16 protein-coding genes, 1 pseudogene and 1 riboswitch are annotated in these 20,591 nt (G+C 68.4%); of the genes and pseudogenes, 6 read left to right on the top strand and 11 right to left on the bottom strand.

Going from position 1 to position 20,591, the window contains the following annotated elements:
- Nucleotides 1–33: 33 nt before the first annotated feature.
- From ACFTWF_RS14860 to ACFTWF_RS14850, 3 genes are all read right to left on the bottom strand, one after another.
- Nucleotides 34–384, bottom strand: a complete 351-nt coding sequence (locus ACFTWF_RS14860) for a hypothetical protein (protein ID WP_378461975.1) — start codon at nucleotides 382–384, stop codon at nucleotides 34–36.
- A gap of 80 nt (nucleotides 385–464) precedes the next feature.
- Complete coding sequence (locus ACFTWF_RS14855; protein WP_378461974.1) at nucleotides 465–1,268, bottom strand: ABC transporter; 804 nt, start codon at nucleotides 1,266–1,268, stop codon at nucleotides 465–467.
- Between the two features lie 48 nt (nucleotides 1,269–1,316).
- Entirely contained in the window at nucleotides 1,317–1,631 is a 315-nt protein-coding gene (locus ACFTWF_RS14850) for a DMT family transporter (protein WP_378461973.1), read from the bottom strand.
- 10 nt (nucleotides 1,632–1,641) lie between these two features.
- Nucleotides 1,642–1,703, bottom strand: a riboswitch (guanidine-III (ykkC-III) riboswitch).
- Between the two features lie 793 nt (nucleotides 1,704–2,496).
- Here ACFTWF_RS14850 and ACFTWF_RS14845 point away from each other — a divergent pair.
- Both ACFTWF_RS14845 and ACFTWF_RS14840 read left to right on the top strand, forming a co-directional pair.
- Nucleotides 2,497–3,213 carry a response regulator transcription factor gene (locus tag ACFTWF_RS14845; RefSeq protein WP_378461972.1) on the top strand — a complete coding sequence of 239 codons (717 nt, stop codon included), beginning with the start codon at nucleotides 2,497–2,499 and terminating at the stop codon, nucleotides 3,211–3,213.
- Nucleotides 3,214–3,296: 83 nt separating this feature from the next.
- Complete coding sequence (locus tag ACFTWF_RS14840; RefSeq protein ID WP_378461971.1) at nucleotides 3,297–4,679, top strand: sensor histidine kinase; 1,383 nt, start codon at nucleotides 3,297–3,299, stop codon at nucleotides 4,677–4,679.
- A gap of 3 nt (nucleotides 4,680–4,682) precedes the next feature.
- Here the strand turns inward: ACFTWF_RS14840 and ACFTWF_RS14835 are convergent, their stop codons facing one another.
- The 4 genes and pseudogenes from ACFTWF_RS14835 to ACFTWF_RS14820 all read right to left on the bottom strand — a co-directional run bounded on the left by ACFTWF_RS14835 (nucleotide 4,683) and on the right by ACFTWF_RS14820 (nucleotide 7,934).
- Nucleotides 4,683–5,108 (bottom strand): HIT family protein, encoded by a 426-nt coding sequence (locus tag ACFTWF_RS14835; protein ID WP_378461970.1) that lies wholly within the window; start codon nucleotides 5,106–5,108, stop codon nucleotides 4,683–4,685.
- Nucleotides 5,109–5,193: 85 nt separating this feature from the next.
- Nucleotides 5,194–6,579 (bottom strand): NAD(P)/FAD-dependent oxidoreductase, encoded by a 1,386-nt coding sequence (locus ACFTWF_RS14830; protein ID WP_378461969.1) that lies wholly within the window; start codon nucleotides 6,577–6,579, stop codon nucleotides 5,194–5,196.
- An 87-nt stretch (nucleotides 6,580–6,666) separates the two neighbouring features.
- Nucleotides 6,667–7,322 (bottom strand): annotated as a pseudogene (locus ACFTWF_RS14825) (mycofactocin-coupled SDR family oxidoreductase).
- 90 nt (nucleotides 7,323–7,412) lie between these two features.
- Nucleotides 7,413–7,934: an HtaA domain-containing protein gene (locus ACFTWF_RS14820; protein ID WP_378461968.1), complete on the bottom strand. Its 522-nt coding sequence runs from the start codon at nucleotides 7,932–7,934 to the stop codon at nucleotides 7,413–7,415.
- A 137-nt stretch (nucleotides 7,935–8,071) separates the two neighbouring features.
- Between ACFTWF_RS14820 and ACFTWF_RS14815 the strand changes: the two genes are divergently transcribed.
- Nucleotides 8,072–9,268, top strand: coding sequence for a CaiB/BaiF CoA transferase family protein (locus ACFTWF_RS14815; RefSeq protein WP_378461967.1), 1,197 nt, complete (start codon nucleotides 8,072–8,074; stop codon nucleotides 9,266–9,268).
- 106 nt (nucleotides 9,269–9,374) lie between these two features.
- On the top strand, nucleotides 9,375–10,556 hold the full coding sequence (locus tag ACFTWF_RS14810) for an NAD(P)/FAD-dependent oxidoreductase (protein ID WP_378461966.1): 1,182 nt from the start codon (nucleotides 9,375–9,377) through the stop codon (nucleotides 10,554–10,556).
- 100 nt (nucleotides 10,557–10,656) lie between these two features.
- Here the strand turns inward: ACFTWF_RS14810 and ACFTWF_RS14805 are convergent, their stop codons facing one another.
- The 4 genes from ACFTWF_RS14805 to ACFTWF_RS14790 form a co-directional block, all read right to left on the bottom strand.
- The gene (locus ACFTWF_RS14805; protein WP_378461965.1) at nucleotides 10,657–11,757 is read right to left on the bottom strand and encodes an NDMA-dependent alcohol dehydrogenase; all 1,101 of its coding nucleotides are present in this window, start codon (nucleotides 11,755–11,757) and stop codon (nucleotides 10,657–10,659) included.
- Nucleotides 11,758–11,870: 113 nt separating this feature from the next.
- Entirely contained in the window at nucleotides 11,871–13,481 is a 1,611-nt protein-coding gene (locus ACFTWF_RS14800; RefSeq protein WP_378461964.1) for a flavin-containing monooxygenase, read from the bottom strand.
- Nucleotides 13,482–13,605: 124 nt separating this feature from the next.
- Nucleotides 13,606–14,853 carry a cytochrome P450 gene (locus ACFTWF_RS14795; protein WP_378461963.1) on the bottom strand — a complete coding sequence of 416 codons (1,248 nt, stop codon included), beginning with the start codon at nucleotides 14,851–14,853 and terminating at the stop codon, nucleotides 13,606–13,608.
- 126 nt (nucleotides 14,854–14,979) lie between these two features.
- Nucleotides 14,980–15,249, bottom strand: coding sequence for a hypothetical protein (locus ACFTWF_RS14790; RefSeq protein ID WP_378461962.1), 270 nt, complete (start codon nucleotides 15,247–15,249; stop codon nucleotides 14,980–14,982).
- Nucleotides 15,250–15,606: 357 nt separating this feature from the next.
- Here ACFTWF_RS14790 and ACFTWF_RS14785 point away from each other — a divergent pair, with 357 nt between their 5' ends.
- Nucleotides 15,607–17,919, top strand: a complete 2,313-nt coding sequence (locus tag ACFTWF_RS14785) for an ATP-binding protein (protein ID WP_378461961.1) — start codon at nucleotides 15,607–15,609, stop codon at nucleotides 17,917–17,919.
- 169 nt (nucleotides 17,920–18,088) lie between these two features.
- Nucleotides 18,089–20,548 (top strand): CaiB/BaiF CoA transferase family protein, encoded by a 2,460-nt coding sequence (locus ACFTWF_RS14780; RefSeq protein ID WP_378461960.1) that lies wholly within the window; start codon nucleotides 18,089–18,091, stop codon nucleotides 20,546–20,548.
- The last annotated feature ends 43 nt before the right edge of the window (nucleotides 20,549–20,591 follow it).

The following is a 20,591-nucleotide window of genomic DNA, read 5'->3' as shown; positions in this document are numbered from 1 at the left end:
TTCGGGTGTCCGCGTCCTGCGGTCGGGAACGGGTCAGCAGGTCCCGGTCTTGGCGGCGTCGTACGCCTGGGTCATCTGATCCTTGCGCTCCTGGGGAGCGTCCTTCCACTCGGCCGTCTCGGCGGACTGGGTGAACAGGTCGTCGAGGGCCTTCGTGCGGTCGAACGTCTCACCGGTCTGCTGTGCGCGGGCCTCCGCGCCGTTCGCGTACTGGAGCAGTCCCTTGCACAGGTCCGCGACCGCGGGCAGAGCGGCAGATGCCGCCTCGGTGGCCTCGCTCGTTGCGCTCGCCGTGGACTCGGCTTCGGTGGTGGTCGATTCGGAACTGCATGCCCCCAGCAGCAGGGCGGCAGGGATCAACAGCGCAACGATGGTTCGTGTCATGCGAAATACATACCAGAGGCAGGTGTCGGGCGCGGTCGGCCGGTCGCCCGTGCACGGAGTGGCGGCAGCGTCGCCGCCGGTCAGGCGGGACCGAGGGTGTAGTCGACGCCCGGGCGGTCACCCTTGCCCTTCAACCAGCGTCCCGGCAACTTGCCTGCCAGGTCGCCGAGAGGCCCGACGGCAGCGCTGAGAATACCCACCGTTTCCTGCAGCAGGTCGATGCTGGCGCTCATCCGCTCGAGGTTGGGTGCCAGCGCCGTCAACGTCTCGGACAGTGCCACGATCTGATCGAGCGGTCCGCCCTCGGCGATGAGACGCTCGAACGCGCCGCCCTCCGACAGCAGCGTGTCGAGGATGCCGTTCTCGGCGAGCGCCCGATCCACGAGTCCGCCCGGAGCGGTGAGCCGCTCGACGGCGCCGTCCTGCGCGGTCAGCCGTTCGAGCGGTCCCTGTTCGGCGGTGAGACGGTCGAGCAGGCCGTCCTTGGCGAGGAGTCGCTCCAGCGTGCCGTCCTCGGCGAGTACCCGATCGAGCGGGCCGTCCTTCGCGAGCACCCGCTCGAGGGGGCCGCCCGGTTCGAGCAGTCGTTCGAGGGTGCCGCCCTCCGCAGTGAGACGGTCGACCGGGCCGCCGGGGGCGAGGAGGCGGTCGAGCGGGCCACCCGGCTGGAGTGCCTGCCCGAGCGGCCGGTCGTTGGCCGCGAGTGAGGACAGTTGACTGATCACCTGGAGTGGGCTGCCCTGGGTGCTCATGCCCGTGACGACACCGGTCCCGGCGACCGCGGTCCGGACGGCGCCGAGGCTGGTCTCGGCGATTCCGAGACCGACATCGGCGGCCGCGAGGCCGACGCGCACCGGGAGGGTGATCAACGACGCCAGGTTCATGCGATTACTGTAACCCGCGACACACAAGCATCGAGCGTCTCGCTGCGGTCAGTGCAGAACCTTCAGTCCGACGACGCAACCGACGATGCCCAGGATCAACAGGATCTTCACCAGCGACGCACTTTCGGCGCCGGTCACCATCGCGTACCCGACGGTCAGGGCCGCGCCGATACCCACCCACACCGCGTACGACGTCCCGGTGGGGAGGCTGCGCATCGCGAACGCCAGACCGGCCATGCTGAGAATCAACGCGACGCCGAACACGACGCTCGGTCCGAGCTTGGCGAAGCCTTCCGACCGGCCGAGCGCGGTGGCCCAGACAGCCTCCAGGATTCCCGACAACACGAGCACGATCCACGCCATGACGAACCTCCGAGCACCGTCTTGTCGCTGGCCGGGTACGGTGCGCTCGTCCGGATGTCGTGTCGACGAAATCCACGGTACCGGGCGAGGCGCTCCGCGCCGGTGAGTGGTGAGCGACTCCACAGACTCGCGGGCCGTGCACGAGCGCGAATGCGCGCATTATTCCGCACACCGATGCGGCCTCATTTATTGTCGAGCCCGACCGGAAAATTCTGTGCATATACCACGGAAGATAACGAGGCACACCATGATGCTCGGACTGCTTGCCGCAATCAACAGCGCTTTCACTCTCGGACTCGCCAACACGATCGGGACGTTCGGTGGAGTGGTGCTCAACCTGAACGTCGTTGCCTGAACTCACCTGCCCGTCAACGTAACTGAACCGATCACGCAACCCCGCTGCCCGATCGACGGCGGGGTTGCCTCTTGCGCGTCGACCCTGCGTGGCCGGCTCCGGAGCACAACTGTCCCATCCTCGCCCACTCGCCGAGAATTTCACCCTTTTTCGCCGGATGAGAATCGGTGATTTTATTCAAAGTAATTCGCGTGCGCGTGTCGCCACGAATTTCCCGGACTTGACTTAGTGTCATCCGCATCGCGCACGGACAGCGCGCAACCACCCCTTCCCAGGGGCGACGATGGAGGTCATGATGCTCGGACTGCTCGGGGCACTCAACAGCGGTGTCACCCTCGGATTGGCCAACACGATCCTGACCTTCGGCGGGGTCGTGTTCAACCTCAACATCGTGGTCAACTGACGAGCGAAGTCCCACCCGCAGGGGCCGGCGGTACCGGCTCACAGGAATCTCCCCCCACAGGAATCTCACAGGAAACCTCCAGCAACGATCCAGCGTCACGAGTGATGATGGGTTGCGTGAATGAGAAGCCTGTCGAAGCCCGCGTCCTCGTCGTCGACGACGAACCGAACATCCTCGAGTTGCTCTCCGTGAGTCTCCGATTCCAGGGATTCGAGGTGGCGACGGCGTCGACCGGGGCCGAGGGACTCGACACGGCACGCACTTTCCGTCCGGACGCCGTCATTCTCGACGTCATGATGCCGGGAATGGACGGGTTCGGCCTGCTCAAGCGGTTGCGCGCCGACGGTGTCGACGCGCCGGTGCTGTTCCTCACCGCGAAGGACGCCGTGGAGGACAAGATCAGTGGGCTCACCCTCGGCGCGGACGACTACGTCACCAAGCCGTTCAGCCTCGAAGAAGTGGTGACCCGGCTTCGCGTCATCCTGCGGCGATCGGGCAAGGTGTCGGTGGAGGAGCAGTCCGCCCGCATCAAGTTCGCCGACATCGAACTCGACGACGACACCCGCGAGGTCTGGAAGGCGGGCGACCTGGTGTCGCTGTCTCCGACGGAGTTCACGCTGCTGAGGTACTTCATGGTCAACGCGGGCACGGTGCTCAGCAAGCCCCGGATCCTCGACCACGTCTGGAATTACGACTTCGGCGGCGAGGTCGGGGTCGTCGAGTCGTACGTGTCCTACCTTCGCCGGAAGGTCGACACCGGTGAGACGCCGTTGATCCACACCCTCCGCGGAGTCGGCTACGTGATGCGCGAACCGCGGCGATGACCGCGCCCGCGACACCCCGGGAGTCGGACGCGGCGGCACCCCCTTCCGCACCGAACAGGCCTGCGCGACGGTGGATTCGCTCGATGCCGCTCCGGTTCACGCTCGTCGGGGCGGTGCTCCTCCTCGCCGCGCTCGGGCTTCTCGCGTCGGGTGTCGCGGTGACGTCGGCGCTCGAGAATTCCCTCACCGGCCGGGTGGACCATCAGCTGCACGACGCGGCCCAGGGGTGGGCGAAGCCCCGCGAGGCGCGTCCGCTGCCGCCGCCGGACGAACCGAATCCCGGTCGCCCCCCGAGCCCGTTCTACGTCCGGACGACGCTGCCCAACGGCACCGTGCTCCGGGAGATCAACGACGAAGACGTGTCGCCCGCACTGCCCGATCATCCCGCGACCGTGCCGGTGACGGTCGGCTCGGACGACGGTTCCGACGTGCGGTGGCGGGTGCTGACCACCACCGCGCCGGACGGAATCGAGACGACGGTCGCGATGACGCTCACCGAGAACGACGAAACGGTGGACCGGCTGATCGTGCTGCAACTCATCATCGGCGTGGTGGTGCTGATCGTCCTCGGAGTGGTCGCATACTTCGTCGTCCGGCGCAGCCTGCGTCCCCTCGTCGAAGTGGAGGAGACGGCCGCGGCGATCGCGTCGGGGGACTTGCACCGGCGCGTCCCGGAACGGGACGACCGTACCGAGATCGGACGACTGTCCGTGGCGCTCAACGGAATGCTCGCACAGATCCAGCACGCGTTCGCCGCCACCGAAGCGTCGGAGGAGTCGGCGCGGCGCTCCGAGGAGAAGATGCGCCGGTTCGTCGCGGACGCGAGTCACGAGCTGCGCACCCCGCTGACCACCATCCGCGGTTTCGCCGAGCTGTACCGGCAGGGCGCGATGACCGACACGGAAACCCTGATGAGCCGCATCGAGGGGGAAGCGTCGCGGATGGGCCTCCTGGTGGAGGATCTGCTGATGCTCGCCCGGCTCGACGCCCAGCGCCCCCTCGAGACCCGGCCCGTCGACCTGCTGTCGGTCGCGTCGGACGCCGTGCACGGCGCGCGTGCCGTCGCCCCCGATCGGTCGATCGCGCTCGACATCCTGCCCGGACCGGGAACCCCCGAGGTGATCGGTGACGAGGCCCGGCTGCGGCAGGTCCTCGGCAACCTGCTCGCCAACGCCGTCAAGCACACGCCCGCGACCGCGGACGTGACGGTACGGCTCAGCACCACCGAGCAGAGCGTCGTGCTCGAGGTGGCCGACACCGGGCCGGGCCTCAGCGAGCAGGACGCGGCCCGGGTGTTCGAGAGGTTCTACCGCACCGACGCGTCCCGTACCCGCGAGAGCGGTGGCAGCGGACTCGGGTTGTCCATCGTCGCCGCCCTGGTGGCGGCCCACCGCGGGTCGGTGACCGTCGACAGCCGGCCCGGCGAGGGCGCCACGTTCCGGGTGGAGCTGCCCCGGTCGAGTTAGAGGTCAGTCGGGGACGTTGTCCCCGTGGCCGAGTTCGCGCAGCGAGGCCTTGATCTTCGCCTGCGCCTCCTCGAGCGACTCCTGGGATGGGTTCTGCTCGGCGTTGCTGATGTTGAAATCGCCGAGTTCGTAGGCGGGGAACACGTGCAGGTGCAGGTGCGGCACCTCGAGGCCGGCGATGAGCAGCCCCGCCCGCGGTGCGTCGAATGCCGGCCGGACGGCCTGCCCGACGATCCGGGCGACGTCCATGACCTTGTTCCAGATCACGCCGTCGACGTCCTGCCACTGGTCCACCTCCTTGCGAGGTACGACGAGGGTGTGGCCCTGCGTGACTGGGGCGATGGTGAGGAACGCGACGACGTCCTCGTCCTCCCACACGAACCGTCCGGGCAGATCTCCGTTGATGATGGCGCTGAATACAGATCCCATGGCCGCCATTATGCGGCTTCGCCGCCCGTGAGTACTTATTAACCTCCCGCGGTTAACAAGTACTCACGGGCGCGAAGCGCATAGCTCAGCGGGGAACGACAGCCTTGCCCAGCTCGTCCCAGCGTTCGCGTACGGCGCTGACGATCTCGTCGCTCGCCAGCCACTCGGGAGAGCGCAGCAGCTGGGTGGTCTCGCGGTACCGAACGTAGCGCTCCGGATCGAGCGCCATGTAGGCGGCGAGCCGGTCGGAGAAGTCCGACGAGGTCGGATCGACGTCCTGGGCAACGCCGTCCACCGTGTACTCCACACCGGGAATGCGGTGGTCGAGCGTGTTCGAGGAGGTCCAGCAGTACTTGATCAGGGCGTCGGCCTTGGCGTAGTACCGCCCCGCCAGTCCGATCAGCTCATCGGTGCGCTCGGTCAGGTGGGCAGCCAGCTCGGCGCGCAGGTCCGAGGCCTCCAGTGCGGCGGCGGTCATCCCCTGCCCGTACACGGGATTGAAGCCCATCCAGGCGTCACCAATGGCGAGAAAGCATTCGGGGCGCTCCGGCTGGCCCGCGAAGTCGCGAAGCCGGCTGCGGGTGTCGCGCCACATCGAGATCTTCTCGGGGAACGTGACCTGCGACAGCGCCTTGTCCAGCTCGGGCACCCCGATGCTCGAGATGAAGTCGCGCAGCTTCTCCTCGGTCCGGGGCGGGTGGTCGCCGGCGGAGCCCTGAGCGGTCAGGATCCAGCGACGCTCACCTTCGACGACCCACATCGCCATTGCCCGGGAAGCGGATTCGGGGGTCAGGGCGCCGTCCCCGAACGCGGTGAGTGCGAGTGCCTGGAATCCCGGATCCCAGTCCTCGGGTACCTCCAGGAAGGTGGAGGAGTAGCCCCAGTGCGCGTTGACGACTTCCTCTCTGGGAGTGGGGTACCCGAGCGCCTGCAGCCACGTCGGAGACTCCGAGAACCGGCCGCTGGCGTCGATCACCAGATCGGCGGTCAGCTCCTCCCCGGTGGTGGTGCGGACCCCCGTGACCCGACCTTCGGCACCGAGCAGTCCGGCGACCTCCACGCCCGAGCGGTATTGCACGCCGTCGAGCTCGGCAGCCTTGTCGCGAAGCGCCTTCTCGATCAACGGCCGACTCGCCATCAGGAACTCGAGACCTGATTCGAACCGAGGCGACCAGCCGATCCGATCCAGACGCATCACGTCCTGTGCGGAGTCGAGTCGCACCGCGCCCATCTCGAAGGCGTGATCGGAGAAGCCGGGCAGCAGAGAATCCATCGCGGCCCGGCCGGCGGCCAGGAGCGCGTGGAAGTGGGCGCCCTGTGGCACCCCCTTGCGGAAGACCGGCTCGACGGGCAGCTCGTCACGCTCGAGCAGAACCACTTCGCGGAAGTGATCGGCGATCGCGGCGGCGGCCAGGGTGCCGCCGATGCTGCCGCCGATGATGATCGCGCGGTCGAGGGATGGGGTTGTCATTGGTGCTCCTGATTGGGCGGGAGACGCCTCGTCACCCGGCGGCTAGATATGTTCTTTTTCTCTGAAAAGATGATTGGCGACCAGGGGTCAGGCAATGCTCATCCCGCCGTCGACCGTCATCGCCATGCCGGTCACATAGCGCGACTCATCGGAGGCGAGAAAGACGACGGCGTGCGAGATCTCGACCGAGTCGACCCACGGGATCGGCATCGCCATCCGCGAGAGCGACGCCGCGGCGAGCTCCTCACGACCGGGATCGTCCGCGTCGGGACAGGCCCGCCGGTACATGAAGTCGTTCTGGATCATCGGGGTGTCGACCTGAGCCGGGTTCACGCTGTTGACCCGGATCATCTCGGGGCCGAGCTCGAGTGCCATCGCTCGCATGAGACCGACGACGCCGAACTTGCTGGCGACGTAGTGGGCGGTGCTTCGCCGGCGTTCGCCACGACGACGTCGAGCCGGCCCAGCTCGGCGACACCTGCGTCGACCGCCTGTTGCAACTGGGCGAAGTCACGCACGTCCGCCTGCTGTGCGACGATCCGACGGCCGGTCCGCTCGACCAGGCGCACAGTCTCGTCCAGCTCCTCGCGCGTCCCGCCCGGATAGGCCATCTCCGGTACGTCGTCGGACAGGTCGACGGCAATGATGTCCGCACCCTCCTCGGCCAGCCGGACCGCATGGCTACGGCCCTGACCGCGTGCGGCCCCGGTAACGAAGGCAACTTTCCCGGTGACACGTCCCATATCTTCTCGACGACCTTCCTGTGCTTCGTTCCAGTTATGTTCGCTACTGAGCGCCCCGTCCGTCTGCGCTGCCGGATCGAGGATCGCCCGTTATGCGGGCAGTTGGACCACCAGCGGGTCGAAGGGCTCACCCTCGGCGTAGACGTCATTGAAGAGCGTCACGCCGTCGGCGGTCAGGGCCACCTCGTCGGCACCCCACACCACGGCCCCGTCGTCGGCGGCGATGCGCTGCAGGCGGGCCGTCACCAGCGGCACCCGCGGCGCACCCTCGCGTGCCTGCGGGTCCTCGATGGTGAGCACGGCCCGCGACCCGTCGACCTCCACCCAGGGATGGGCGATCCGGACGAAGAGCATGCCGAAGTGACCGCTGAACCGCACGTCGCCGCGGAAGGCCCACACCTGCCTGCCGCCGTCGTCGCCGGCGCTGCTCGCTGCCGCGTCGTACTCGTAGAAGAGATCACCGGTGCCGACGGGTGTCGCGCCCTCGCCGACGGAGCCCTTGCCGTCCGGCATCCGGCGCACGTAGTCGACGAACGAGCCTTTGATGCCCCAGCGCAGGCCGGGAGCCAGGCGACGCTGCGCCGGCGGGGTGGTGTCGGTGGAGGTGTCCATCGGTGTTCCGCTTTCGACCCGGGGCGCTGCACTGCCCAACCCAATAATGCTCGACTGCTATGTTTACATAGTATGACCAAGGTTACAATCGAATATGACAAAGCCATCACGGAAATCGGAGCAACAACTTGTCGACCATGCCAACCCCTGCCGCACCGCGTCCGTTGGAAGGCCTACTCGTCGTCAGTCTCGAGCAGGCCGTGGCGGCTCCCTTCGCTACCCGCCAGCTTGCCGATCTCGGGGCCCGTGTGATCAAGATCGAGCGCCCTGGGTCGGGTGACTTCGCCCGTGGGTACGACACCGCCGTACACGGGCTCTCGAGCTACTTCGTCTGGCTCAACCGTGGCAAGGAGTCGCTGACCCTCGATGTGAAGTCGGACAGCGGACGCGCCGTGCTGGGCAGGCTCCTGGAGAAGGCCGATGTCTTCGTGCACAACCTCGGACCCGGCGCCGTCGGCCGGCTCGGGTTCGGCAGCGAGGCCCTGGCCGAGCTCAACCCGCGGCTGGTCGACTGCGCGGTGAACGGCTACGGGAGCACCGGCTCGTGGGCGCAGCGCAAGGCCTACGACCTGCTGATCCAGTGTCAGACCGGCCTGGTCTCGATCACCGGCGGTCCCGAGACCGGTGCCCGGGTCGGCATCTCGGTGGCCGACATCGCCGCCGGTATGTATGCCTTCAGCGGAGTCCTGGCCGCGCTGCTCGGGCGTGCCACCACCGGCGTGGCACGCCCGGTCGAGGTCTCCCTGTTCGACGCGCTCGCGGAGTGGATGAGCCAGCCGGCGTATTACACCGCGTTCACCGGGGTCGAGCCGCGCCGGCTCGGCACCCACCACGCCACCATCGCGCCGTACGGGGCCTACCCGGCCGCCGATGGGACCGAGGTGTTGTTCTCGATCCAGAACGACGTCGAGTGGCGGGCATTCTGCACAGACTTCCTCGAGGATGCGGCGATTATCGACGACGAGCGGTTCAGCTCCGGCGCGAATCGGGTCGCGAACCGTGCTGAACTGGATGTCTTCGTGACGGCGGCTTTCGCCCGACGTACCAGCGACGAGGTGGTCGCACTGCTCGACAGGCTGCGGATCGCCAACGCGCGGATCAACCAGGTCGCCGAATTCCTCGACCACCCCGTCCTGCGCGAGCGCGGGCGCTGGCACGAGGTGCAGACGCCCGGCGGCCCGGTGTCCGCCCTCGCGCCGCCGATCGACATCGCCGGCCTGCCGCCGGTGATGGGCGACGTACCCGCGCTGGGGGAGCACACCGACGCGCTGCTGGCCGAGTTCGGACTCGAGCCCGGCGCCATCGAAAAACTGCACGGCGACGGCGTCGTCTGACGCCGCACCGACTTTCACCACAAACCACGAGGAGTACGTCAATGGGTCACCTGCCCGAGAACCACCGCAACGTCACCGTCAGCAGGCTCGTCGCCGGGGCCGAGCTGTGAGCGGCGACGGCACGATCGTCGTCGTCGGTGCCGGCCTGGCCGGACTGCGCACGGCAGAGGGTCTGCGCCGGCACGGCTGGACTGGGAAGGTCACGATCGTCGGAGACGAGGTGCACTATCCCTACACCAGGCCGCCGTTGTCGAAGAAGCTGCTCGCCGATGGTGGCGATCACGCCGGTGTCGAGCTGCGTCGGCGCGACAGCGAGCACCCGATCGACTGGCTGCTGGGCCGCGCCGTCGTCTCGTCGGATCTCGACCGCCGGGTCGTCGTGCTCGACGACGGCACGGAACTGAGCTACGACGGACTCGTCGCGGCGACGGGGGTCCGGGCACGCAGGCTGCCGCCCCAGGTGGGCGGCCCGGCCACGGCGCTGCGCACGCTCGACGACGCGATCGCCCTCGGCGACAGGCTGCGGCCCGGCTCGCGTGTGGTCGTGATCGGTGCCGGCTTCATCGGCTGTGAGGTGGCCGCCACGGCGATCGCCCGTGGCTGCGAGGTGGCGATGGTCGCTGTCGACGACGTGCCGATGCAGGTTCCGCTCGGCAACGTGGTCGGCGCCGAGCTGCGCCGTCGGCATGCGGCGGCGGGCGTGACGTTCCACCTCGGCACCGGCGTGGCGGCGATCGAGCCGGGCGCCGTGGTTCTCACCGACGGCAGCCGGCTCTCTGCGGACGTGGTCGTGGAGGCGATCGGCTCGGAGCCGAACACGGGCTGGCTCGAGGGCAACGGACTCGACCTGACCAACGGCGTCGTCTGCGATCAGCTGCTTCGTCCGGGCGGACTTCCGGGCGTCGTCGCCGTGGGCGACGTCGGCCGCTTCCCGAACGCGCTGTACGACGCCGAGCCGCGCCGCATCGAGCACTGGCAGGTGGCGGTGGACACGAGCATGTTCGCCGCCAAGGTGCTGCTCGGTGATCTGGCGGACACGCCGTGCACCGAGCCGTTCGGCACGCTCCCCACGTTCTGGTCCGACCAGGGGGCAGTGAGCCTGCGCGCGCTCGGCCAGCCCGGTCTCGGCGACGAGGTCGAGGTGCTGGAGGGCGATCTGCGCGGTGAGGCGGCCGTCGGCTACCGGCGCGGTGGCGTGCTGGTCGGCGTGGTGCTGCTCGGGATGCCCAAGAGCATGGGTGCCTACCTACAGCGACTCACCGCCGAGCTGGAGACCGCCCGCGTCTGACCCACCAGCGCGCGCCTCATGGCCCGCGCGGCCGTGTACGACGACAGGGGCCGCACCCCGTAAGGGTGCGGCCCCTGCCTGTAGCCGAGGTTTCTCGCGGTCAGACGGAGAACTCGATGACGCCACGCAGGTTCTTGCCCGCGTGCATGTCCGCGTAGCCCTCGTTGATCTGGTCGAGGGTGTACGTCTGGGTGATGAGTTCGTCGAGCTTGAGCTTCCCCTGACGGTAGAGGTCGAGCAGGAGTGGGATGTCGCGGTGCACCTGCACGCCGCCATACACGTTGCCGCGCAGCGTCTTCTGAGTCAGTGTGAACATCGCGAGGTTCATGTTGACACTGGCGGAGGCGAACGGCGAGACGGACGTGATCACCGTGATGCCTGCCGGCCCGGTGAGATCGACGATCTCGCCCAGCTTGCTGCCGTCGCCCACGCCGACCGACAGGATCGCCGCATCCGCGCCTCGTCCGGGCGCGAGGTCGGCGAGCAGCGCCTGTGCCTCCTCGACGGAGCCGACCGCGTGGGTGGCGCCGAACTCGAGCGCCTTCTGTCGCTTGATCTCCACGGTGTCGACGGCGATGATCAGGTTCGCGCCGGCGTTCTTGGCGCCCTGGACCGAGTTGACACCGACCCCGCCGCTGCCGATGACGACGACGTTGTCACCCGGCTCGACCTCGGCGAGGTAGACCGCCGCGCCCCAGCCGGTGGTGACGGCGCAGCCGAGCAGGGCCGCGACGTTGAACGGGATGTCCTTGTCCATCTTCACCACGCAGCGCTCCGAGACGACCGTCGCGTCGGCGAATGTCCCCAGGTCGCCGGTAGCGGCGAGTTCCTGGCCCCGGGCACGGAACGACTTGGAGGCGCCGTACTCCTGCAGTGAGGCGTTGAGGCACAGGTTGGCGCGTCCGCGCGCGCAGTTGCGGCAGTAGCCGCACGGCGGCTGGAAGATGAGGATGACGTGGTCGCCGGGCGCCACCCGCGTGACTCCCTGCCCCACCGCCTCGACGACACCCGCACCCTCGTGGCCACCCACCAGGGGCAGCGGGGTCGGCATGTCACCGGTGACGGCGTGGTCATCGGAGTGACACAGGCCGGTCGCGCGGATCTTGACCCGGACCTGACCCGGGCCGGGATCGGAGAGTTCCACGTCCTCGACGCTCCACTTCTCGCCCGTGCCCCACAGAATTGCTGCTCTGGTGCTCATCGCTGCCTCTCTTGCCGTCGGACGCACTGCGCCCAGCGCCTAATGGTGTTTTAACAACATAGTGGACATAATTAAAAGACGTCAACGGCGCCGGGCGTAGTTTCTTGCGGGGGTCAGGACGAGAAGGTCAGACCCCGGAAGTCGTCGTCGGTGGCGGCGCGGACCCGCTCGCGATACTGCGGCAGGCCGCCCGCATAGAGCAGGTAGGCGCGCTTGCGACCGGGGACGTTGGAGCCGAAGGCCCAGGATTCGGCCTTCTCCTGGAGGGTCCCGACGATGCCGCCGTTGACGTGGTCGATCCACTCGTCCTCGGCCGCCTCGGTGGTGGCGATAGTGGTGTGACCGTGGTCGCGGGCGTACTCGACGGCCGAGGCGACCCAGTCGGCCTGGAAGTCCGTGATGCGCGGAATGGTCCCCGTCACGCTCTGGGCCCCGCCGATCATGAAGAGGTTGGGGAAGCCGGCCGTCTGCATGCCGAACCAGGTGCGCGGACCCGCTTCCCAGTGCTCCTTCAGGCTGAGTCCGTCCTCGCCACGAATGTCGATCTTGTTGTACGAACCGACCACCGCGTCGAAGCCGGTGGCGAAGACGATCACGTCGACGTCGTAGTGGCCGGCGCTCGTCTCGATGCCGGTCTCGGTGAACCTGACCATCGACTCCTCGAGGGTGGAGACCAGCGTGACGTGCGGCTCGTTGAAGACCTCGTAGTAGCCGTTCTCCAGCGGCGGCCGCTTCTGCCCGAAGCCGTGGTCGGTCGGGATGAGCCGATCGGCGACCGCGGGGTCGTCGACCCGGGCGCGGATCCGCTCGGCGATGTAGGCGGTGCAATTGTCGTTGGCGCGCTTGTCGAGGGCGACGTCGCGGAAGTTGCCCAACGCCATCACCAGGCCGGGGGAGTCGTAGAGCTTCTCGAAGCGTCTGCGTCGCTCCTCGGGGTCCAGGTCGAGGGAGGACTCCGTCATCGGACTGTGCGGCGAGCCGGAAGGGGAGAGCTGGGTGGCCTCGAAGATCTCGTCGATCCGGTTGCGGATGTCGTCCATCCGCTCGGATGTGATGTCGAAGTTGTTGATCGGTGTGCACCAGTTGGGGCGGCGCTGGAGGACGACCAGGCTGTCGGCGTCCTTGGCGACGATCGGAATGATCTGGACGCCGCTGGAGCCGGTGCCGATCACGGCGACCTTCTTGCCGGTGAAGTCGACGCCGTCGGCGGGCCACAGGCCGGTGTGCGCCCACTCGCCGCGGAAGTCCTCGAGACCGGGAACCTTCGGGAAGGCCGGAGCCGAGAGGATCCCCAGTGCGGTGACGAGGTAGCGCGGCCGCCAGACCTGGCCGCTCTCGGTGGTCACGGTCCAGCGCCGGCTCGAGGCGTCCCAGACGGCCGAGGAGACCCGTTGCTCGAGGTTGATCCGCTCACGCAGCCCGAACCTGTCGACCGCATAGTTGAGGTAGCGCTCGATCTCGGGCTGCGCTGCGTACTCCTCGCTCCAGTCCCACTCGTCGATGAGCTCTTTGGAGAAGAAGTATGCGTAGGTATAGCTCTCGGCGTCGAAGCGGGCGCCGGGGTAGCGGTTCCAGTACCAGACTCCGCCCACTCCGGAGCCGGCCTCGAGCGTCTGCACGTCGAGTCCGAGCTCGCGGAGCGCGTAGAGCTGGTAGATGCCGGAAATGCCGGCACCGATGACGAGGGCGTCCAGTGTTGTCGCCGCGGACTGTGGCTCCGTCACGAAGCTCCTCCTGTGCACTTGGTGAGGCACATTGAAGGTGCACTCATGTTATCGATTCATATAACATAATAGCAGCATTACTGTCGGAGGAGTGGCCGCGGTGCGACCCGTCGAGGCTGCCGTGTCAGGACAGCTCGCGGGGCCCCGGCGTGAAGACCAGGTGCACGTCCTCGACGCCCCATGCCAGGCCGAGGTGCTCGTTCGGAGCCGGCGCGGCCGGATCCAGCTGGAAACGCGGGATGCGCCGGTGGAGTTCGGTAAAGGCGATCTTCAGCTCGAGGCGGGCGAGGTGGAGGCCGACGCAGCGGTGCGGGCCGACGCCGAAGGCGAGGTGGGGCTTGGCGGGCCGGTCGAAGATCACGCTGTCCGGGTCCGGGTAGTACTTCGGGTCGCGATTGGCGGAGCCCAGCGGAGCGTGCACGCGCTCGCCCTGGGGGATCTTGATGCCCTGGATCTCCAGGTACTCGTCCGTGACGGTCCGCGTCGGCACCGGTGGCGTGGCCCAGCGCAGCAGCTCCTCGATCGCCGGCGCGAGAGTCTCCTCCGACTCGAACATCGCATCCCACTGCTCGGGGTGAGCGGCGAAGTAGACGGCGCAGCGGGCGAGCACGCTCTGCACGGTGTCGAGGCCGGCCATCATCATCAGCACCGAGAAGTCGAAGAGCTGGTCGTCGGTCACCTTCGCGCCGTTGATTTCGGCGTCGAGCATCACCGACATCACGTCGCCGGTGCGCGGGGCTGCACGCCACTCGGGGATCTTGGCGGCCATGTACGCCGCGAACTCCTGGTGCGTCCTGCCCCGAGCGGCGTTGTTCTCCTCCTCGTTGCCTCCGGGAACGCCGTGGAGAAGGACGTCGGCCCAGCCGTTCATCATCTCCAGATCCTCGAGCGGCCACCCCATGATGGCGAGCACCGTCGCACCGGGGAACGGAAGAGCGAAACCCTTGACGAAGTCGCAGCGGCCGTCCTCGATGAAGGCGTCGATGAGTCGGTTGCACTGCTCGCGGAGGTGATCCTCGAGCTCGGCGACCTTGCGCGGAGCGAACAGCGGGTCGAGATACTGCCGGACCTGCTTGTGCTCGGGACCGTCGAGCTCGATCGGGATCTGCGCCGCGCGGGCTCCCGACAGGTTCAGCCCGTCCGGCTCGTTGGGGAAGCTCACCACGCCGCGGTTGTTGCGACGCAACAGGTTTGAGACGTCGTCATACTCGGTAAGTACCCAGCAGCCGTTCCCGCGCGCGGAGTAGCTGACCGGGATCTCCGCACGACGCTCGGCCAGCTCGGCCAAGTGCTCGTCGATGGAGCAGTCCGCGTAGGGGTCGTAGTCGCGCCGGTGGGCGCCGTGCAGCTCGTCGATGGCGACGTCGGACATGAAGACTCCCGATGGTAGTTGTAAGTTATGGGTTTGCATCAATGCAACTATCTTGTGACAGATAAGCGAGCATGACAAGGGTCGCTCGCGCGCACTCGCGGAGCTGGCGGGCGGGTCGGCGCTGGGTCAGCGCGGGTCGGCGGTGAGCTCGCCGAGGGTCTGCTCCATCAGCAGCGCGCACAGCGGATTGGCGCCCAGCGGAGTAGTCGCCAGCGCAGACAGCACGGAGCGGCCGTCGTGGCCGAGCGCACCGGCCAGCAACGTCGCGGCCTCGGCCAGGAGCGCCTCGAAGGCCGCCCAGGCGGTGTCGTCGCCGGTCAGGGATTCGTTCGGCAGGGGGATCAGGGCGGTGACGCGGGTGACGAGCTCGCCCGCGCGGACCATGGGCTCGTCCATGGCGGGTGCCGGCGCTGCCGGCGGCCTGGGCCGATTCCGTACAGGGTGGGCGCCCCGTCGCCGACCTGGGCCGCGGTCCGCGACCTGGCCTCGGTCATCGCTTCGTCCAGGCCGCTGCGAACTGCGGCGTGCTACGGCGTTGTGAGCGCGACACTCCATCTGGATGACCTCCACGTCGTTGTGTGCTGTGTCACGAAAGCCTCCGCCGAACCCGTGGGGCCGCGCATCAGTAGGACGGCGTACGCGGCTACGTATGTTAGGTTCCTCACATCGGCGCCACGAGAGCTCTCGCGGGTCGGCCGAGCGGACTTGATGCGGTCACCAAGGACCACGACCGAACGGGATGGTGCGCGAGGGATGGTGCGCAGGGACGCGCTGCCTGTAGAGGTCACCAGCCTGGTCGGCCGACAGGCCGAGACTGCCGAGATCAAGAGGCTGCTCACGCACTCCCGGCTGGTGACGCTGACGGGTCCCGGCGGAGTGGGGAAGACTCGCCTGGGGTATCACGTCGCCCGACTGGTCCGCGGCGCCTTCGCCGATGGTGTCTGGCCGATCCCGCTGGCGGACCTGTCCCAGCCCGATCTGATCGCTGCCACCGTAGCGGCGCGGATCGGCATCAGTCTGTCCGCAGGCGACGACCTGGGGGACCTCATCGCGGCGATCGACGAGCGACAGATGCTCCTCGTGCTGGACAACTGCGAGCACCTTGTCGACGCCGTCGCGGACGTGACCTTCGCCCTGCTGCGCGGCTGTCCCTCGCTCCGGGTCCTGGCGACCAGCCGTGAGGCGCTGCGCGTCGAGGGCGAGGCGCTCTTCCGGGTCCCACCGCTGGCGCTGCCCGGCAGGGAGGAGGGTCTGCCACCTGGGAAGGCGCAGAACTATCCCAGCGTCGCGCTCTTCCTGGAGCGGGCGGGAACGCTGAATCCCGACATCGCCGCCGGTCGGTACGACGAGCAGTCGGTCGTCGAGTTGTGCCGACAGCTGGACGGCCTCCCGCTCGCCATCGAGCTGGCTGCCGCGGGGAGCCGATGGCTGTCTGTGGAGTCGATGCTGACCCACGGCGGTGACCCGCTGGCGCCGGCCACCAGGGTCTCGCGGTCGACTCCGGAGCGGCACCGCTCGTTGCGGGCGAGCCTCGACTACAGCTACGACCTGTGCACGTCCGAGGCGCGCGTGCTCTGGGCACGGCTGTCGGTGTTCCGTGGTGGCGCGACGCTCGAAGCGGTGCAGGCGGTCTGTGCCGGACTCGACCTGCCCGCCGACGCGGTGTGGACCGCGCTGTGCGAGCTGACCGACAAGTCGCTGGTCGTACTGGACGGATCGCGCTACACGATGCTGGAATCCATCCGGTTCTACGGGGCCCAGCGCCTCGACGAGGCCGGCGAGGTCGAGGCTGTGCGGGAGGCGCACCTGCGCCATGTCCTGGCGATGGTCGAGGAGGCGGAGGAAGGCTGGTTCGGTCCGCACCAGCGGCGACTGCTCGGCCTGGTGTTCGCGGACCAGGCCAACGTGCGCGCTGCGCTCGAAGGCGCCCTCACCAGCCCGGGAAAGGTAGGCACCGGGCTGCGGATAGCGAGCTCACTGTGGACGTTCTGGATCAGCTCGGGACTGCCCGGGGAGGGGAGGCGATGGCTCAGTCGGCTGCTCGCTGCGGCTGATCCGGATGACCCCGCGCGCGCGCCGGCGTTGTGGATCCACGGCTTCCTGTGCGCCGTCAACGGCGACTGCTCCGCGGCGCTGGAGCTGCTCGCGGAGTGCGAGCGGATCGCCACGGAGGTCGGAGACGCCGCGAGCGCGGCCCACGCGAGGAGCTCGCTGGGCATGGCCGAGCTGTTCGACGGCCGACTCGAGCCGGCGATCGATCACCTCGAGGAGGGGGTCGAAATGGAGCGCGCCGCCCCGGGTGGGCCGCCGTTCCTGGCCGATGCGCTGAGCAACCTGGGACTGGCCTACTGCTACCAGGGCCGGCTCGACGAGGCGCACGAGGTGTTGACCGAGGCGAGCCAGCTGTGCGCTGCCTATGGCGAGGGCGTGCTGCTGTCCTGGACGCTCGCCTTCCTGGCCCTGGAGGAACTGCTGCGCGGGCACGCAGAGTCGGCCGCCGGCCTGGCGCGGGAGAGTCTGGTGCGCAAGCGCGCCCTCAACGACCGGCAGGGGGTGGTATGGGCGATCGAGTTCCTTGCCTGGACAGCGGTCGAAGTCGGCGACGCTCGGCGTGCCGCGGTGCTGTTCGGTGTCGGGGAGGCACGTGGCGAGGACTTCGGCCCGCTGTTCCACGGCTTCGGTGGGATGCGGGAGTGGCACGACCGCTACGCGTCCCGGGCCGCGGAGGGGCTCGGCGTGAGCGCCTATCGGTCCGCGCTCGCGCAAGGTCGGCGGCTCACCTTCGATGAGGCGGCCTCGGTCGCGCTGGGAGAGACGCAGGCGAAGCCCGACGACATCGACAACCCCCTCCAGGACCTGCCGTTGACCCGACGCGAGCAGGAGATCGCCCGACTGGTGGCGACCGGAAAGACGAACCGGGAGATCGCCGACGAGCTGGTGATCTCACCGCGCACCGTCGACACGCACGTGCAGCGCATCCTGACCAAGCTCGACTTCACTTCGCGCAGCCAGGTGGCGGCGCTGGTCGCCACGACGCGGCCGCCCGAATCACCCGCCCCGGCCTGATCCTGCTCGCGTCCGGGGTAGGACGGTCGCGATTCCGGCCGCCTGAGCAAGCGACAGCCTCTAATGATGATATGAGCCACGTGTAGTTGTGTCGTAATGAGGCACGTATTATGGTCAAAGCATTATGAAAGATGTAGCGACCTCTCCGACGTCATCGCCGTCAGCCCCTTTGTCCGGGCTGCGGGTCCTCGACCTGTGCCGGGTCGTCTCGGGTCCGTTCGGCTCCCTGCTCCTGGCGGATCTCGGCGCGGAGGTGATCCGGGTCGAGTCGGTCCCCGCGCCCGGCTCGGCCGCGAAGATCGATCACACCCGGCTCAGCGAGGACGAGGCCTTCAACTGGGGGCTGAGTCGCAACAAGCACTCGGTCGGCATCAACCTCAAGTCCGACGAGGGGCGCCGGCTCTTCCAGGAGATGGTGGCGCAGGCCGACGTCGTCGTGGACAACTTCCGTCCCGGGGTCACCCGACGGCTCGGGGTCGACCGCGAGTCGTTGCTCGAGTTCAATCCGGCGATCATCACGTGCTCGCTCACCGGCTTCGGTGGCGACGGGCCATGGTCCACGATGCCGGCCTATGACCCGATCGTGCAGGCGATGTGCGGCACGATGAACTACACCCGACTCGACGAGGGCACCCCCCCCGTGCGCTGGGGGATTCCGATCGGCGACCTCTTCGCCGGCATCTTCAGCGCGATCGGCGTTGTCGCGGCGGTGATCCATCGCGATCGGACCGGTGCCGGCCAGCACGTCGACGTGTCCATGCTCGACGTGATGCTCGCGCTCAACACCTACCGCGTGCCGCAGGCGCTGACGTTCGGGCAGGAGCCGCTGCCTGCGCCCTTCGAGGGCGGCCAGGGAACGGTTCCCTTCGGCAACTTCGAGTGCAGCGAGGGCTGGGTCGCCACGTGCATCAGCCAGCGGATGTGGCCCGCCGCCGCCAGGGTGATGGAGCGGCCCGATCTGCTCACCGACGAGCGGTTCAACACCGGACAGGCGCGGCACGCGCATCGTGAGGAACTGGTCGCGTTGCTGCAGGAGGTGTTCAAGCAGCGCCCCGCCGACTGGTGGCAGGAGAACCTGATGGCGGCCGGGGTGGTCTGCGGAAAGGTGACGCGAGTCGCCGACGTCTTCCGCCACCCGCAGGTCCAGGCACGTGGCATGTCCGTCGACATCACCGACGAGTTCGGCCGGACCGCAACCGTGGTCGGCGACTCGCTGAAGTTCAGCGACGTCTCGACCTGGCGGGCGCCACGCCAGGTCGGCGCGGATACCGCCATGGTGTTGCGCACCCTCCTCGGACTCGACGGGCCCGAACTGGACCGGCTCGCCGGCGCGGGCGTGATTCACTGCGGAGACGATCGCGGGAGCCTGCCGCTTCGCGAGCGGGTGGTCCCGTCCGTCGCACCCGAACATTCGCGGCAGATCGGCCGACCGCTGGACGGCACGACGGTCCTGGAGATGAACGGCGACGAGCCCAGCAAGGCGTTCGCCGCCCAACTACTGGCCGACCTCGGAGCCGACGTGATCCGCGTCGAGCGCCCGTTCGGTCAGGTGATGGAGCCCTATCCGGACGAGAGCCGAGAGGCATCCTTCCGGGCGGGGCTGAACCGTGGCAAGCGGAGCGTCGTCGCCGACCTCAAGACGCCCGAGGGGCTCGACTTCCTCCTCGGTCTGGCGGGTCACGCCGACGTGATGATCGACAACTACCGTCCGGGTGTGCTCGAGCGCCTCGGCCTGGACTACGACACGCTCAGCGCGAAGAACGACAAGCTGATCGCCACCTCGATCACCGGCTTCGGGCACAGCGGTCCGTGGAGTGCATATCCCGCCTTCGACAATGCCATCCAGGCTCTCGGCGGCGGCATGAGTATCACCGTCGACCACACCCGACCCGAGGTGCCGATCCGCTGGGGGAACCCGATCGGTGGGCTGACCGGCGCGATGTTCGCGGCCCTCGGAACGCTCGGCGCGCTGCGACTGCGCAGCCTGAGCGGCCACGGCCGGCGGCTCGACATCAGCCTCTTCGACTCACAGGTCGCGCTCCTGTCCTACCGCGCTCCCCAGGCGGTCACGGTGGGCAAGGAGTTCGTGCCCGAGCCGCGCCGCGGCGGCACCGGTTCGCTGCCTTTCGGCGTGTTCCGCACCGCCGACGACAAGTGGTTCACGATCTGCATCACGCCGCAGTTCTGGGCGAAATTCTGTGAGACAGCCGGTCATCCCGAGTGGATCGAGGACCCGCGGTTCGTCACCGAGCCACTGCGGCGGGAGAACGAGGACGACCTCTATGCGCTCGTGGAGCCGAGCTTCCTCGCGCGCACGGCGCAGGAGTGGGAGGCGCTCTACTACTCGGTCAAGCTCCCCGGCGCCGTCGTCCTGACCGTCGGGGAGGCGTTCGCGCACCCGCAGGCGGTCGCGCGCGGCATGCGGCTCCGGCTCTCGGACATGGACCTCGTCGGCGGCATCGAGGTCGCCAACGCGCCGTTGAAGCTCAGCGCCGCTCCCGACCTTGCCCCTGCCGCCGCTCCGATCCCCGGTGCGGACACCGCGCTGGTGGCAGCGGAGTTCGGCCTGCAGACGACCGACGTCGAGGTCGAAGTGCCGTCGGCTCGCTGGCGAGACGCCCGCGTCTGAGCACCAGCACGCGTCAGCTCGACGAGCGCATCGTGACGACGGT

The organism is Rhodococcus sp. NPDC056960, assembly GCF_042674125.1.
Classification (GTDB): domain Bacteria; phylum Actinomycetota; class Actinomycetes; order Mycobacteriales; family Mycobacteriaceae; genus Rhodococcus_F.
This window is presented reverse-complemented; position numbering and strand designations above follow the sequence as displayed.